Genomic DNA, 13,491 nt, shown 5'->3' with positions numbered 1-13,491 from the left:
CCGGGCCTACAACGTCGGGGGATTACTCGGCGGCTTTCTCGCGTTTAAGATTCACGTCCATCTGCGGATACGGGAAACTGATGCCGTTGGCGTCGAAGTCGCGCTTAATGCGTTCCAGCACGTCCCAGTATACGTTTTGCAGATCGCTGCTTTTGCTCCAGATACGCACCACAAAGTTAATGGAGGAAGCGCCGAGTTCATTCAGGCGAACCGTCTGCTCTTTGTCTTTCAGAATGCGATCGTCAGAAGCAATGATGTTGGTAATCAGCGACTTCACCTGATCGATGTCGGAGTCGTATGCCACGCTGATAATCAGTTCGTTACGACGCACCGGCTCACGGGAGAAGTTGATGATGTTGCCCGCGATAATTTTCCCGTTCGGCACGACCACGATGCGGCCATCGACGGTACGCATAGTCGTTGAGAAAATCTGCACCTGCAGCACGGTTCCGGCAATGCCGCCAAGGTCAACGTATTCGCCGGAGCGGAACGGACGGAAGGTCACCAGCAGCACGCCTGCCGCCAGGTTTGAAAGCGAGCCCTGCAGTGCCAGACCAATGGCCAGACCGGCGGCACCGAGAACGGCAATGACGGAGGCGGTTTGCACCCCCACACGGCCCAGCGCGGCAATCAGCGTGAAGGCGATAATGCCGTAGCGCACCAGTGCGGAGAGGAAGTCTGCCACCGTGGCGTCAATGTGACGGGCCAGCATTACGCGGTTAACCGTATTCGAGACAATACGCGCCACGATCATCCCGACGATGATGATGGCAATCGCCGCGACGATGTTCACGGCATAGCTCAGCAGCAGGGCCTGGTTGCGCACCAGCCAGTTACCGGCGTTATTGATGCTGTCTACAACATCGAGTTGTTCCATTTATTCTTCCTTTTGTTAAACCAAAACACAAAATCCATCCCCCATGGAGACAGGCAGGTCAGTAAAGGGTAAACAAAAAGCACCGGCTTTGCCAAACAGATCACAAAAACAGGGCTGGCAGGGTATTGAAAAAGCATAAAAAAAGGCCCGCTTTTGCGGGCCTTCTGATGCTGTTAGCAGCTCAAATTACAGAACGTCGATCGCGTTCAGTTCTTTGAAAGCCTGCTCCAGACGGGTCACCATGGACGTCTGCGCTGCGCGCAGCCATACGCGTGGATCGTAGTATTTCTTGTTCGGCTGGTCTTCGCCTTTCGGGTTGCCCAGCTGGCCCTGCAGGTAAGCTTCGTTCGCTTTGTAGTACTGCAGGATACCGTCCCAGGTTGCCCACTGGGTGTCGGTGTCGATGTTCATTTTCACAACGCCGTAGCTTACGGAGTCTTTGATTTCCTGAGCAGAAGAACCGGAACCGCCGTGGAAGACGAAGTTCAGGCTGTTGTGCGGCAGGTTGTGTTTCTTGGAAACGTATTCCTGAGAATCACGCAGGATGGTTGGGGTCAGAACCACGTTACCTGGTTTGTAAACGCCGTGTACGTTACCGAAGGACGCTGCAATGGTGAAGCGTGGGCTGATTTTGCTCAGCTCGGTGTAAGCGTAATCAACGTCTTCTGGCTGGGTGTACAGTGCAGAAGCGTCCATGTGGCTGTTGTCCACGCCGTCTTCTTCACCGCCGGTGCAACCCAGTTCGATTTCCAGGGTCATGTCCATTTTGGCCATGCGCGCCAGGTACTTAGAGCAGATTTCGATGTTTTCGTGCAGTGACTCTTCAGACAGGTCGATCATGTGAGAAGAGAACAGTGGCTTACCGGTTGCCGCGAAGTGTTTTTCACCCGCGTCCAGCAGACCGTCGATCCACGGCAGCAGTTTCTTCGCGCAGTGGTCAGTGTGCAGGATAACTGGAACACCGTAGTGCTCAGCCATCTGGTGTACGTGGTGCGCACCAGAGATAGCACCCAGGATTGCAGCACCCTGAGGAATGTCAGTTTTCACGCCTTTACCTGCGATGAACGCAGCGCCGCCGTTAGAGAACTGAACGATAACTGGAGCTTTAACTTTAGCAGCAGTTTCCAGTACGGCGTTGATGGAGTCGGTACCCACGCAGTTAACTGCTGGCAGAGCGAAGTTGTTTTCTTTAGCTACCTGGAACACTTTCTGTACGTCATCACCAGTGATAACGCCAGGTTTTACGAAATCAAAAATTTTAGACATGTTGCTTAGTCCTGTATCTTCGGCCGTTAGAAAAGGTGCGAGCTCTTAAAAGCGCGCTGAAAATTGGGCAGGTTTCCCTGCCCTTGAATGGCTTACTTCTTAGCGCGCTCTTCGAGCATTGCTACTGCTGGCAGTACTTTGCCTTCCACGAATTCGAGGAATGCGCCGCCACCAGTGGAGATGTAGGAGATCTTGTCAGCGATACCGAACAGGTCGATTGCTGCCAGGGTGTCACCACCGCCTGCGATAGAGAACGCTTCGCTGTCTGCGATTGCGTTAGCCACGATTTCAGTCCCTTTGCGGAAGTTCGGGAATTCGAACACGCCAACAGGACCGTTCCACAGGATAGTTTTTGCGTTTTTGAGGATTTCAGCCAGTTTCTGTGCAGAAACGTCGCCCAGGTCCAGAATCTGCTCTTCGTCTTTGATGTCGTTTACAGATTTCAGGGTCGCGGTTGCGGTTTCGGAGAACTCGGTCGCGACGCGAACGTCAGTTGGAACCGGGATATCACAGGTACCCAGCAGGCGTTTGGCTTCGTCAACCAGGTCTGCTTCGTACAGGGATTTACCGACGTTGTGGCCCTGAGCGGCAACGAAGGTGTTCGCGATACCACCGCCAACGATCAGCTGGTCAGCGATTTTAGACAGAGAATCCAGAACGGTCAGTTTGGTAGAAACTTTAGAACCACCAACGATAGCGACCATCGGACGAGCAGGCTCTTTCAGTGCTTTACCCAGCGCTTCCAGTTCGTCAGCCAGCAGAGGACCGGCACACGCTACGTCTGCGAATTTACCGATACCATGGGTAGACGCCTGAGCACGGTGAGCCGTACCGAATGCATCCATCACGAATACGTCGCACAGCGCAGCGTATTTTTTGGACAGGGTTTCGTCGTCTTTCTTCTCGCCTTTGTTAAAGCGAACGTTTTCCAGCACAACCAGTTCACCGGCTGCAACGTCAACGCCGTCCAGGTAATCTTTCACCAGGCGAACCGGGTTGGACAGTTTGTCTTTCAGGTAATTAACCACTGGCAGCAGAGAGAACTCTTCGTTGTACTCGCCTTCAGTTGGACGACCCAGGTGGGAGGTGACCATCACTTTCGCGCCCTGCTTCAGAGCCAGCTCAATGGTTGGCAGAGATGCACGGATACGCGCGTCGCTGGTCACTTTGCCATCTTTAACCGGTACGTTCAGATCGGCACGGATGAAAACGCGTTTACCAGCCAGATCCAGATCGGTCATCTTAATTACAGACATGGTGAATCCTCTCGTTGATTCTTAAAGTTTTGCAGACGCACGATGCGCCTTACCTGAAACCTTGAGCAGCCATTGCTAACGTGGTGTCGAGCATTCGGTTAGCAAAGCCCCATTCGTTATCACACCAGACCAGCGTCTTGATAAGGTGTGCGCCACTGACCCTCGTTTGCGTGCCATCGACGATGGCGCTGTGCGGGTCGTGGTTAAAATCTACTGAGACCAACGGTAATTCCGTATAGTCAACTATACCATGAAATGCCCCCTGTGCCGCTTTTTGCAGCAACAGGTTGACTTCACAGGCTTTTACCGGTTTTTTCACCGTCACGCTAAGGTCGATCGCGGTGACGTTGATCGTCGGGACGCGCACGGCAATCGCCTCAAAACGATCGTTGAACTGCGGAAAAATTCGCGTGATCCCTGCAGCCAGCTTTGTATCCACCGGAATGATTGACTGGCTCGCTGCACGCGTGCGCCGTAAATCCGGGTGGTAAGCGTCAATGACCTGTTGATCGTGCATGGCGGAGTGAATCGTGGTCACGGTGCCGGACTCAATGCCATACGCATCGTCTAACAGTTTGATGACCGGAATAATGCAGTTGGTGGTACAGGAGGCGTTGGAAACAATGCGATGTTCGGCTTGCAGCTCATGCTGGTTGACGCCAAACACGACGGTCGCGTCGAGGTCGTTACTGCCGGGATGAGAAAACAGGACTTTTTTCGCACCTGCAGAGAGATGCGCTTCGCCATGTTCGCGATTGCCATACACACCGGTACAGTCAAGCACCACATCCACACCCAGTTCACGCCAGGGTAGCCCGGAGATGCTGTTCTCATGCAGCACACGAATAGCGTCATCACCCACAAAAAGCTGATCTCTTTCCTGGCGCACATCCCAGGCAAAGCGTCCGTGGCTGGTGTCATACTTCAACAAATGCGCCATGCCCGCAGCATCCGCCAGTTCATTGATTGCCACCACGGTCATTTCCGCCCGACGTCCGGATTCATACAAAGCACGAACCACATTACGCCCGATGCGACCGAAGCCGTTAATCGCTACGCGTACGGTCATAGATCTCCTGCAAAGCAATCCCTGAGTTTGAGGTGGCTGAAAGAGTAATCCAGCTACGCCCGAAGGGGAATCCTTGCTGTCACAAACTGCGATTGATTGGTCATTTGTCGAACATTTAATCGACTGAAACGCTTCAGCAAGAATAAGCGAATCGGGGAATAAAAGGAATGTCTGTCCAGATTAAGAGCGATTTTATCTGATCTCCATCACATTTTTCCGGAATAATCGCTTTCGTACCCGCCACGTTAAAACGCGGCGGGTGGAACGACGCACCGAAGACACCGATCCGTGAGTGTCGCGCACGATCAGACGAGGCGGTATTCGCCACTTGCCGACATCATCAGTTCCACATTGGCAGGACGGCTATGACGCAAAACACGTTCCACGTTTGGCCCATCGGTGCGCGCATAAAACGCCTCAGCGTCGGCCTGAGAGAGTCCCCCGGCCAGCTTACGCCCCACGAGGCGCGTACGTAACGCTTCGGCGGGCGCGCGAATAAACACTGAAAAATCGCAGTATTCCATCAGCGCCTGCCATCGTTCGTCATCAAGCAGCAACCAGTTACCTTCAACAATCACGACAGGCGCCGTTACCACAATCGCCTCTTCGACAGGATCGTGCGTTTGTCGGTCATACTGCGGCCAGGTACCGTCGCCCTCTTTGATCTGCCGCAGGTGTTGTGCAAGCCTGTCGACATCAAAGGTCTCCGGCGCACCTTTGTACGCACGCAGGTTATGGGCCTCAAGCCACACGTTGTAGTGATGAAATCCATCCATCGGCAACGTCTGGATGGGCGGCATTCCCTCCGTCTGACGCGAGAGGTATTCCCAGAAGGCGGTCAGCGTGGATTTGCCCGTCCCGGGCGGCGCGCTGAGAAAAACAATCGTACGTCTGCTGGCGCTGGCGAAATGCCGTTTCGCCAGTTGGCGCAGCAAAGGTTTATGAACATTTTCGATTTCGTCGTCAGGATAGTGTGCTTCTACATGAAGCCCGTTAACCGTTAACCCAATTTTCACGGCGTAAGTTCCTTTAAAATTGTCGTTACCGCCAGGGTGAGCGCCGTTTTGATCATTGCGGTAAACCGAACCTCAGACCATGCGGCAAAATCAGCAAATTTCATCGACTCCAGCGCGCCGAATAACGTCGCGTTACGGGTGATGCAATTAACATTACTGATAAAATCCCAGGTGATGTCATCGGCGAAGCCAGGGATCGTATCCTGCTCCTTCAGATACTGAAAAAACTGGGAAAAATGCGTAATGTCGGCATAGAGCCATTTTTCCATTTTCCCCAGCGCATAGATCAGGCGTAACGCCACGTCGATGTCATCAAGCGGCCCACTCCGGGCAAGTAACGGCTTCACTGCATATTCCACGATCTCTTCATCGTTATCGACAAACAGCGACGGCAGAAAACATTTAATGCCCTGGAGCAAAAAAGAGTGTGCCGTCGTCATAAATGCCAGGAGGTTGTTCTGAGCATCCAATTGCTCAAGCACATCGTCTTCTGTCAGCGTCGTCATTGGTATCCCGATAAATCACCATGAATGCAGAGAGTCTATTATATTACACGTTCGATCTGCGCCGCCGATCAGTAAAGTTTGCGTGCGCACACCCTTCGCAACCTGTTGAATACCTTTGACCAGATCGCCACCCGTTACGCCCGTCGCGCTGAACAGGATGTCATTGCCCTCCACCAGTTCGTTGAGGGTATAGATGCGATTGATCTCCACGCCCATTTCTGCACATCGACGGTGCTCATGCATGGCGATCGAACAGTTCTCAGGGCTCTCCCCTTTTGCTGCACAAAAATCAATAAGCTCCGCCTGCATATCGCCGCCCAGCGCTTTCACCGCGCAGGCGGAGATCACCCCTTCCGGCGCGCCACCTATGGTGTACATCAGGTCATAGGGATTATCCGGTAAGCAGGTCAGTACGCTTGCAGCGACGTCACCATCGGGCAGCGCAAACACTTTCACGCCCAGCCGTGTCGCCTCGGCAATTGCATCTTGCAGGCGCGGCTTGTCCAGCGTCACCATCCGCAGATGCTCAAGCGACTTGCCCAGCGTCCGGGCAACGTTACGAAGGTTTTCCGCCAGCGTGAGCTCAAGGCTGATCGCCCCCGCCGCCGCCGCGTTAACCACCAATTTCTTCATATACATATCAGGCGCATGAAACAGGCTGCCCTCCGGCGCGAACGCCATTACGGCCAGCGCATTGCTTTGTCCCATCGCCACCATGCGGGTCCCCTCAATGGGATCGACAGCAATATCCACCGCCGGGCCAGCGCCGCTTCCGACCTCCTCACCAATCCACAGCATTGGCGCATGGTCGATCTCACCTTCGCCAATGACGATCCGCCCACGAATCGCTATATCATTTAGCGCCCCGCGCATGGCGGTTACTGCCAGCCCGTCGATCCGATTTTTATCGCCGCACCCGGTTTGCGGCCAGGCGGCCATCGCCGCCCGTTCCGTCACGCGAAAAAGCGGCCATGCCAGAGACATCATGCCGCAGCCTCCCCAATATCCACACCAAACTGCGCCAGCAGATAGCGTTCTGCTTTTTCATTCCAGATGCCATGCGTCTCTTCCACCAGCCTTGCCAGTTCCCGGAACAGCGGGTCGGTTTTGCCCTTTTCAGCAAAATCGGCAATGGCCGTTAACGGCATGGTGACGCCGTTATAGATAAGCTTTTTGCCACCCGGAATGTCCGGCAGATTGAGCACCGTATGCGGCACAGCATCAAGGCCGCCGATGTGGGTCACCATAAACGACGGCTGAAGCTGGCCCGTCGCGCTCAGCGCAATTACCTCTTTCATGTCCTCCGTCGAGCCGCCGGAGGTGCCTACCACATGCGTACTGTTGTAATGAACATTGTAAAAATTAAACGGCACCTTGAAATTGCTGTCCGTGGGCCCGGCGAAGAAATTCAGACACCCATCTTCGGCGAGCAGGTCGTCCGCCAGCTCTATGACCGCCGGAACCGCGGCATAGACAAACACGTCGTCAAAGCCGACATTGTCCGTCATTGCACGTAACGCAGCGGCAGGCGCCTCCATTTCGGCGGTATTGACATAGATAAGTTCAATGCCCTTTTGTGCCGCCAGCTCAACGGGCAGCAATTTTTTCGCCTGCGCGAGTCGCGCGTTATCAATATCCACCACCACAACGCGCGACGGCTGAATACCGCCGTTAATCGCATAATCAATCGCACCAATCCCCATCGGCCCGGCGCAGGCCAGAAGCGCAATATTCCCCCCCGGCTTCACTCCCATCCGGTGTTCATAAACATATTGCGTCGTATGATAATTGGCGTTATATGCGCCGATAATGCAGCACATGGGTTCCGCCAGCGAAGCCGCCGCAAAATAAGAACCGTGATAAGGCAAAACGCAGCCCAGATTAATCGCAACTTCAGGAATAATCATATACGTCGCATTGCCGCCAAAATATTCATAGCTGTAGCCAGCAGAATAACCACTAGGCAATCCCATTGCCGGTTGTAATACAAAGCGCTGACCTTTTTTATATTTATCGGTTAGATTTTTTCCGACCTCAACAATCACCCCGGCGCATTCGTGTCCAGTAATGACCGGATGGTTTTCCAGATCGCCCGGCACACGTTTATGTTCACTGCCTAATTTCGCCGCCTTCCAGGTGGATAAACAGACGCTGTCGGAAATTACGCTAACCAGGAGTTCATTGTCACTTATTTCGGGCAGTTCAAATTCACGGATACGAACATCCTGCTTGCCATAAATGGCAGCCACTTTCGTTTTCATATTGACTCCAGAAATCAGATAGATTAATTCGTCGTTAAATGCTTAAATAATTCGTCAAGCTGCGGATCGCCAAGATAGTTTTTTATCAACACTAACGGTTTATCACTGACTCGTTTAGCGCGTCCCTCCAGGCTGGCATGGGTAACAACAATGTCCGCGTCGTCAGGCACATTTTCGATGGCGTAATGTTTTACTTCTATATCTCGCCCGGCTTTTTCCAGACGTTTACGGAAAGTCGTTGCGCCCATCGCGCTGGAACCCATTCCGGCATCGCAGACAAAAGCGATACGCTTAATATCCCGATAAGAAAACTTGCCTTCCTGCTTCATGGCTTTTACGGCTTTGGCAGAATCACCGAACGTATCTTCTGTTCCAGCTTCGTTATTCTTATCCATTTTTAGGATAAAAGAGGCGATAGCAAAGGTGACTAGCGTGCCTGCCGTTACGCCAGCGATCGTGGCGAGGAAAGCGCCTTTAGGCGTTAACGCGAGGTAGGCGAAAATCGAGCCCGGACTTGGGCCAGCCACCAACCCACCGCCTAACAGGTTAAATACCCACGTACCACTCATGCCGCCAGCAATCATCGCAATCAGCGTCAACGGTTTCATCAGTACGTAAGGGAAATAGAGCTCATGAATGCCGCCCAGGAAGTGGATGATCATCGCGCCGGGCGCAGACTTCTTCGCCATCCCTTTGCCGAAAAACGCAAAAGCCAGCAACAGGCCCAAACCCGGCCCCGGGTTGGAGGCCACCATAAAGAAGATGGACTTACCCGTCTCGGAAGCCTGCTGCATTCCCAGGGGATAATAAACGCCCTGATCGATGGCGTTATTCAGAAACAGAATTTTTGCCGGCTCGTTAATCAATGACAGCAGCGGCAAATAGCCCGCATGTACCAGTGATTCGATACACCCTTTAATAAAGTTATTCGCAATCGACACCGCAGGGCCTATGACTTCAAACCCCAGCAGGCAGAGGATCATGCCCGCGATGCCCAGCGAGAAGTTATTGATGACCATCTCAAACCCCGCCGGAATGCGCTTATCCAGCAGTCGGTCGATGTGCTTAATCACCAGACCGCCGAGTGGTCCCATGATCATTGAACCGAGGAACATAGGAATATCCGCGCCGATAATCACGCCGATAGTGCCGATCCCCCCCATCACTGCGCCACGTTTGCCACCAACCAGGTGTCCGCCGGTAGATCCAATCATCACCGGCAGTAAGTAAGTGATCATCGGACCGACAATTTTGGCGAAATGCTCATTTGGCATCCATCCGGTTGGAATAAATAATGCGGTAATAAATCCCCAGGCAATAAAAGCACCAATATTCGGGATGACCATCGCAGTCAAAAAGCCCCCAAAAGCCTGGACCTTCGCACGAGCAGACTTGTGTTCCATAATAATGTCCTGTAAAGGAAAGAATAATTATGCGCGAGCGATGATATCCGCCAACTGTTTTTCTGACTTAGCGGTTAACAACGCTGACAACATTTCTTCTTCACATAATAATTCGCTTAATGCCTGAATAGCGCCGATATGTGAATCCGCATCCGCAGCCGATAAACCAATGAGTAATTTTACAGGTTCATCTACTTCGGTAAACTGCACTTCCTGTTTAAGAAGCGTTAATGACATACCTGTTTTTAACGCACCGCACTCCGGACGGGCATGAGGCATTGCCACACCCGGAGCGAGAATATAATAGGGACCATTCGTGACCGTAGAGGTTTTAATCGCCTCAATATAAGCAGCATTAATATAATGATTTTGCAGCAAAGACGACATGGAAAAATCAATGGCTTCCTGCCAGTTCTTTGCTGCCGGTTTTACTGAGATAGAGGATTCAGGGAAATAATCAATCAACCGCATATATAATCCTTATTGTATTTTAAGGGTGCAGCGTATCGCTAAAAATAAAAATACGCCTGCGGTGGAATGAAATCAAACGGGGAGAAAATAGCAACGGTGTTACGCTGCGTTTTATTAAAACGAAGAAAAACAATTCGTTATCGACAGAAAAATAAAAAGCAATCCTATATTTGTGATGTGGCTTGCAAATCACACATTTATCAACATTTCATATTTGTGATAAAAATCACCAAATAACCATTGTTAATTATAAAATAAGTCACAGGAAATAAAACGGGCCGCCTGAGCGACCCGTTTTGCCTCACAGGGAGAATTACAGCAGTTCTTTCGCCTTAGCGACCACGTTCTCAACGGTGAAGCCGAACTCTTCGAACAGCAGTTCTGCCGGAGCAGATTCACCGAAGGTGGTCATACCGACGATAGCGCCGTTCAGGCCCACATATTTGAACCAGTAGTCAGCGATACCCGCTTCCACTGCCACACGCGCGGAAACCGCTTTAGGCAGTACGGATTCACGGTAAGCGGCATCCTGCTTGTCGAACGCGTCGGTAGACGGCATGGAAACCACGCGCGCCTTCACGCCTTCGGCAGTCAGTTTTTCCCATGCAGCAACGGCCAGCTCAACTTCAGAACCGGTAGCGATGAAGATCAGCTCTGGCTGGCCCGCGCAATCTTTCAGCACGTAACCACCGCGAGCGATGTTCGCCAGCTGCTCTGGCGTACGCTCCTGCTGTGCCAGGTTCTGACGGGAGAGGATCAGCGCGGTAGGACCGTCCTGACGCTCAACGCCGTATTTCCACGCTACCGCGGATTCCACCTGGTCACACGGACGCCATGTGCTCATGTTCGGGGTCACGCGCAGGGAAGCCACCTGCTCTACCGGCTGGTGAGTTGGACCGTCTTCGCCCAGACCGATGGAGTCGTGGGTGTAAACCATCACCTGACGCTGTTTCATCAGCGCCGCCATACGCACGGCGTTACGCGCATATTCGACGAACATCAGGAAGGTAGAGGTGTACGGCAGGAAACCACCGTGCAGGGAGATACCGTTAGCAATCGCAGTCATACCGAATTCACGTACACCGTAATGGATGTAGTTACCGGCAGTGTCTTCGTTGATTGGCTTAGAACCGGACCACAGGGTCAGGTTAGATGGCGCCAGGTCAGCGGAGCCGCCGAGGAACTCAGGCAGCAGAGGACCAAACGCTTCAATGGCATTCTGAGACGCTTTACGGCTCGCAATTTTAGACGGGTTCGCCTGCAGCTTAGCGATGAACTCGTTCGCTTTCGCGTCGAAGTCAGACGGCATGTCACCTTTCATACGACGGGTGAATTCAGCCGCTTCCTGCGGGAAGGCTTTCGCGTAAGCCGCGAACTTCTCGTTCCACGCCGCTTCTTTCGCCTGGCCTACTTCTTTTGCATCCCACTGAGCATAGATCTCAGATGGGATTTCGAATGCAGGGTATTTCCAACCCAGCGCTTCGCGGGTCAGTGCAATTTCTGCGTCGCCCAGCGGCGCGCCGTGGGAGTCGTGCGTACCCGCTTTGTTCGGGGAACCGAAGCCGATGATGGTTTTGCACATCAGCAGGGACGGTTTGTCCGTCACAGCGCGCGCTTCTTCTACTGCACGTTTAATCGAGTCAGCATCATGACCATCAACGCCACGCACAACGTGCCAGCCGTAAGCTTCGAAACGTGCAGCGGTGTCGTCAGTGAACCAGCCTTCAACGTGACCGTCGATGGAGATACCGTTGTCGTCATAGAACGCAACCAGTTTACCCAGCTTCAGGGTACCTGCCAGGGAGCACACTTCGTGAGAAATGCCTTCCATCATGCAGCCGTCGCCCATGAACGCGTAGGTGAAGTGGTCAACGATGTCGTGGCCAGGACGGTTGAATTGCGCCGCCAGGGTCTTCTCAGCGATCGCCATACCCACAGCGTTAGCAATACCCTGACCCAGCGGGCCGGTGGTGGTTTCTACGCCAGCGGTGTAGCCCACTTCCGGGTGACCTGGAGTTTTGGAGTGCAGCTGACGGAAGTTTTTCAGCTCTTCGATAGGCAGATCGTAGCCGGTGAGGTGCAGCAGGCTATAGATCAGCATAGAGCCGTGGCCGTTAGACAGTACGAAACGGTCGCGGTCAGCCCATGACGGGTTCTGCGGGTTGTGGTTCAGGAAATCGCGCCACAGGACTTCGGCGATATCAGCCATACCCATAGGGGCCCCTGGGTGGCCGGATTTGGCTTTCTGTACTGCGTCCATGCTCAGCGCACGAATAGCATTAGCAAGCTCTTTACGTGAGGACATTTTAACTCCAGATCGGACTGTTAAAGGCCATGCCCTTGACGACAGCGCGTTTTGGGCTACGCCGGAAAAAAGTGCCAACAATGTAACCCAAGCGGCATGCCATGTACATGGACCATTCTTTTGCAGCTTAAGAAATCTCTGGATCATGCTCGCATGTTGCGCAATCTGCTCGCCCGGCCCTGTAGATATTCCTTATACTTAGCCCGACACCGGCTTCGCTGACGGTGCACTTTTCGGATTTTATTCAGATTAACGAGTACGGAAGCAACCTCATGAAAATGCGTGCAATAGTGCTGGCCCTGGGTACAACGCTCCTGCTGAGCGGCTGTCAGAATATGGATTCTAACGGCCTGATGACCTCAGGCGCAGAGGCCTTTCAGGCCTATTCCCTGAGCGATGCGCAGGTAAAAGCGCTGAGCGACCAGGCCTGTAAAGATATGGACGGAAAAGCCACGCTTGCGCCGGCTAACAGTACCTACACGCAGCGTCTGAATAAGATTGCTTCCGCGCTGGGCGATAACATCAATGGCCAGCCGGTGAACTACAAGGTGTACATGGCGAAAGACGTCAACGCCTTCGCGATGGCAAACGGCTGTATCCGCGTTTACAGCGGGCTGATGGACATGATGACCGACAACGAAGTTGAAGCGGTTATCGGCCATGAAATGGGCCACGTTGCCCTGGGCCACGTGAAGAAAGGGATGCAGGTAGCCCTGGGCACCAATGCCATCCGCGCAGCGGCTGCCTCTGCAGGCGGTATCGTTGGCAGCCTGTCGCAGTCACAGCTGGGCGACGTAGGTGAAAAGCTGGTGAACTCTCAGTTCTCCCAGCGTCAGGAGTCCGAAGCGGATGACTACTCCTATGATCTGTTGCGCAAACGCGGCATTAATCCATCCGGTTTAGCCACCAGCTTCGAAAAACTGGCCAAGCTGGAAGCGGGACGTCAAAGCTCCATGTTTGACGATCACCCTGCCTCAGAAGAACGCGCACAGCATATTCGCGACCGTATGGCCGCAGACGGAATTAAATAATTTCAGAAGGAGGCAGTTTTGCCTCCTTTT

The 13,491-nt window shown here is 53.1% G+C and carries 12 protein-coding genes; 1 reads left to right on the top strand and 11 read right to left on the bottom strand.

Translation table 11 applies throughout. The annotated features are described in order from the left end of the window. Window positions 1-22: 22 nt before the first annotated feature. From mscS to tkt, 11 genes are all read right to left on the bottom strand, one after another. Window positions 23-877: a small-conductance mechanosensitive channel MscS gene (mscS, locus tag ACOTXF_RS04970; protein ID WP_008499730.1), complete on the bottom strand. Its 855-nt coding sequence runs from the start codon at window positions 875-877 to the stop codon at window positions 23-25. Between the two features lie 186 nt (window positions 878-1,063). Then, window positions 1,064-2,143 (bottom strand): class II fructose-bisphosphate aldolase, encoded by a 1,080-nt coding sequence (gene fbaA, locus ACOTXF_RS04965; RefSeq protein WP_008499731.1) that lies wholly within the window; start codon window positions 2,141-2,143, stop codon window positions 1,064-1,066. 92 nt (window positions 2,144-2,235) lie between these two features. Then, entirely contained in the window at window positions 2,236-3,399 is a 1,164-nt protein-coding gene (pgk, locus tag ACOTXF_RS04960) for a phosphoglycerate kinase (RefSeq protein WP_008499732.1), read from the bottom strand. Window positions 3,400-3,448: 49 nt separating this feature from the next. Beyond that, complete coding sequence (epd, locus tag ACOTXF_RS04955; protein WP_032675470.1) at window positions 3,449-4,468, bottom strand: erythrose-4-phosphate dehydrogenase; 1,020 nt, start codon at window positions 4,466-4,468, stop codon at window positions 3,449-3,451. Between the two features lie 305 nt (window positions 4,469-4,773). Beyond that, window positions 4,774-5,484, bottom strand: a complete 711-nt coding sequence (locus ACOTXF_RS04950) for a nucleoside/nucleotide kinase family protein (RefSeq protein ID WP_047745985.1) — start codon at window positions 5,482-5,484, stop codon at window positions 4,774-4,776. Further along, on the bottom strand, window positions 5,481-5,990 hold the full coding sequence (locus ACOTXF_RS04945; RefSeq protein ID WP_047745984.1) for an MltR family transcriptional regulator: 510 nt from the start codon (window positions 5,988-5,990) through the stop codon (window positions 5,481-5,483). Before ACOTXF_RS04945 ends, ACOTXF_RS04950 begins: the two co-directional genes overlap by 4 nt. Window positions 5,991-6,005: 15 nt before the next feature. Further along, window positions 6,006-6,977, bottom strand: a complete 972-nt coding sequence (glpX, locus tag ACOTXF_RS04940) for a class II fructose-bisphosphatase (RefSeq protein WP_232927144.1) — start codon at window positions 6,975-6,977, stop codon at window positions 6,006-6,008. Then, window positions 6,974-8,251, bottom strand: a complete 1,278-nt coding sequence (locus ACOTXF_RS04935) for a zinc-binding dehydrogenase (protein WP_232927141.1) — start codon at window positions 8,249-8,251, stop codon at window positions 6,974-6,976. Before ACOTXF_RS04935 ends, glpX begins: the two co-directional genes overlap by 4 nt. Window positions 8,252-8,274: 23 nt before the next feature. Further along, a complete protein-coding gene (locus ACOTXF_RS04930; protein ID WP_048957300.1) occupies window positions 8,275-9,654 on the bottom strand; it encodes a PTS mannitol transporter subunit IICB in 1,380 nt (459 codons plus the stop codon). A 27-nt stretch (window positions 9,655-9,681) separates the two neighbouring features. Continuing rightward, window positions 9,682-10,125 carry a PTS mannitol transporter subunit IIA gene (gene cmtB / locus ACOTXF_RS04925; protein WP_047745980.1) on the bottom strand — a complete coding sequence of 148 codons (444 nt, stop codon included), beginning with the start codon at window positions 10,123-10,125 and terminating at the stop codon, window positions 9,682-9,684. Window positions 10,126-10,438: 313 nt separating this feature from the next. After that, window positions 10,439-12,430, bottom strand: coding sequence for a transketolase (gene tkt, locus ACOTXF_RS04920; protein ID WP_021242065.1), 1,992 nt, complete (start codon window positions 12,428-12,430; stop codon window positions 10,439-10,441). Window positions 12,431-12,702: 272 nt separating this feature from the next. On the opposite strand from tkt, the gene ACOTXF_RS04915 reads away from it, so the two are divergent. Continuing rightward, the gene (locus tag ACOTXF_RS04915; protein ID WP_021242066.1) at window positions 12,703-13,461 is read left to right on the top strand and encodes a M48 family metallopeptidase; all 759 of its coding nucleotides are present in this window, start codon (window positions 12,703-12,705) and stop codon (window positions 13,459-13,461) included. Window positions 13,462-13,491 lie beyond the last annotated feature (30 nt).

This window comes from Enterobacter cloacae complex sp. IR53041, assembly GCF_049238285.1.
In the GTDB taxonomy this organism is placed as follows: domain Bacteria; phylum Pseudomonadota; class Gammaproteobacteria; order Enterobacterales; family Enterobacteriaceae; genus Enterobacter; species Enterobacter roggenkampii.
The sequence above is the reverse complement of the archived record's forward strand: the minus strand, read 5'-3'. Positions and strand labels throughout refer to the sequence as shown.

Excerpts from the sequence above, each read along its gene's own strand:
- mscS (WP_008499730.1), bottom strand. The coding sequence starts at position 877 with ATGGAACAACTCGATGTTGTAGACAGCATCAATAACGCCGGTAACTGG.
- tkt (WP_021242065.1), bottom strand. The coding sequence starts at position 12,430 with ATGTCCTCACGTAAAGAGCTTGCTAATGCTATTCGTGCGCTGAGCATG.
- cmtB (WP_047745980.1), bottom strand. The coding sequence starts at position 10,125 with ATGCGGTTGATTGATTATTTCCCTGAATCCTCTATCTCAGTAAAACCG.
- ACOTXF_RS04930 (WP_048957300.1), bottom strand. The coding sequence starts at position 9,654 with ATGGAACACAAGTCTGCTCGTGCGAAGGTCCAGGCTTTTGGGGGCTTT.
- ACOTXF_RS04915 (WP_021242066.1), top strand. The coding sequence starts at position 12,703 with ATGAAAATGCGTGCAATAGTGCTGGCCCTGGGTACAACGCTCCTGCTG.
- ACOTXF_RS04945 (WP_047745984.1), bottom strand. The coding sequence starts at position 5,990 with ATGACGACGCTGACAGAAGACGATGTGCTTGAGCAATTGGATGCTCAG.
- glpX (WP_232927144.1), bottom strand. The coding sequence starts at position 6,977 with ATGATGTCTCTGGCATGGCCGCTTTTTCGCGTGACGGAACGGGCGGCG.
- fbaA (WP_008499731.1), bottom strand. The coding sequence starts at position 2,143 with ATGTCTAAAATTTTTGATTTCGTAAAACCTGGCGTTATCACTGGTGAT.
- epd (WP_032675470.1), bottom strand. The coding sequence starts at position 4,468 with ATGACCGTACGCGTAGCGATTAACGGCTTCGGTCGCATCGGGCGTAAT.
- ACOTXF_RS04935 (WP_232927141.1), bottom strand. The coding sequence starts at position 8,251 with ATGAAAACGAAAGTGGCTGCCATTTATGGCAAGCAGGATGTTCGTATC.
- pgk (WP_008499732.1), bottom strand. The coding sequence starts at position 3,399 with ATGTCTGTAATTAAGATGACCGATCTGGATCTGGCTGGTAAACGCGTT.